The sequence below is a fragment of the Micromonospora sp. NPDC048830 genome (assembly GCF_043198215.1).
Classification (GTDB): Bacteria; Actinomycetota; Actinomycetes; order Mycobacteriales; family Micromonosporaceae; genus Micromonospora.
In genome coordinates this window covers 1-1,955 of record NZ_JBICUP010000124.1, presented here as the reverse complement: position 1 = coordinate 1,955, position 1,955 = coordinate 1, and the positions used below count along the sequence as shown (strand labels likewise).

The 1,955-nt window shown below is 72.1% G+C and carries 1 pseudogene; it reads right to left on the bottom strand.

The annotated features are described in order from the left end of the window. Positions 1-1,955: pseudogene (locus ACGFIZ_RS34175) on the bottom strand (hypothetical protein); the annotation flags it as partial.

Below are 1,955 nucleotides of genomic sequence, written 5' to 3'. Positions count from 1 at the left end.
GGCCGGCTCGCCGAGACTGCCAGAGTCGGCACTGATCGGTTCGTCCGGTGAGGAGAGGGCACTGGACGTGACGGTGTCGGTGGAGCTGCTGTCGCGGCTGAACACGTCGTCGCTGGAGACGGACATGGCACTGTCCGACATCCTGTCGCTGGTGCGGTCCTGGTTCGGCGTGCCGTCGATGTGGGAGGCGGCGCCACCCGGCACCGTACTGCGGGCGCCGGCCGCATCCGGCGTGCCGGACGGGCCCGGCGTGCTGGCCGTACCCGAAGTGCCCGGCATGCTGGGCGTAGCCGGCGTGCTGGGGGTGGCGGGCGTGGCGCTGCCGGCGGCCTGCGCGAGTACCTGGTGGTATTCCTTGACCCAGTCTTCTCGGAATGATCTGACGAGGCGGTCGTGGTCGGCCAGGTCGGCGCCGTACCGGTCGGCCAGGGCGGGGAACTGTTTTTCTGCCAGCCTGGTCGCGGCTGCGGTGTGCTGCTCGGGAGTCACCGGCACCGGCGACGCGTCGGCACGCCGGTTTGCCGGGATGTCCGCCGGGGACGCGACGGTGTGCGGTGCGGTGGTGTCGGGAATGGCCGCGGCCGAGAAACGGGCGGGCAGGTCGGTGACCGTCTGCCGGACCATGTTCGCCACGGCGTTGACCTGCGCGGCGTCGGGACTGGCCACCACAGCGGGCAGTGCGGAGGTATCGAGGATCGCATCGAGGATCCGGTCCATCCGGTTCCGCACGGCGCTCTTGACCGCCTCGATCGCGGCGGCGGACGGCACCGCCGCCCCAGCGCCTGCCGGCACGCCGGCACCTGCCGGCGTGCCGGGGCCTGTCGGCGTGCTGGCGGCCGTCGGTAGGCCGGCGGCGAGGTGGTCGATGTGGTGTTCGGCGGCCAGGTGCGCGATCGCGCGCAACGCCTCCAGGTCGAACGCCGCCGGCAGCGCGTCGACAACCTGCTCCGACCACACCTCGGCCGGGATCTGCTCACCCGCGGACGCCAAGGCCTCGGCCATCCGGGCCACCGCCCGCTCCCGGACACCCGTCAGATCCCCCTCGGTGAGCGCGGTACCCGGCAGACCGACCGCGGACAGGAAAGCCAGAACAGCGGGATCACCCTGCCGGGCGTCGACCCACCCGGCGAAAACCCGCTCGACGGGCACGGCAAGCCCGGCCATGCTCTTGCCCGCCTGAGCCACCCCGGCCAGCAGCCCACCGTAGCGGTCCACCAGATCCTGCTGGAACCGATGCCACTGCTCGACCACCGGCGCACCAGCTGCCGCGACCCACTGCGGCGCCGGCGCAGCCGGCATCGACATCGACGGCACCGACCACGACGGCACCGACGGGTCCAGGTTCGGCGTGCGCAGGTTCAATGCCGGCAGCGGCGGCGGCGTGGGCGGCGGGGTGGGCATGTTCACTGCCGGCAGCGGCGGCGTGGGTGGCGGGGTGGGCGGCAGGGCCTGCGTGCCGGCACCCACAGCCTTCGGATCGTCGACCCCGGTCTGGTAGCCCGTGGACGGGTCCCCACCAACCGGTGTCGACGCCACCGGCATGACCGGCTTACCGTCCGGCGTGAAGTCGATACGAGGCACCTGCACCCGGGGCTGCATCACGGCGCGACTCAAGAGGAACCCGAGCGCGCTCGCGGCCGATCCCCCTGCCCCCGACAGCGCCCCGGAAACAAGATCCGCACCGACATTATCGAGGTTGACGTGCCCCAGCACCATCCCCTCGGAGCCGATACCGAAGATCACCTCCCCGCCGGTCTCCAGCACGGGCCGCGTCAGCAGATCGGTCAACAGAACCTTGGTGGCATCCGACACGCCCAGCTTGCTGACAGCGCCGGCGACAGCGCCAGCGACCTTACCCATCGCCGGCCCCGCCACCGTGCTGAGGAACGCCACCGCCCCCGCGAACGCCGCCTGCTTACCGACCGCCGACCAGTTCACCCCGGACTGCAGACCAT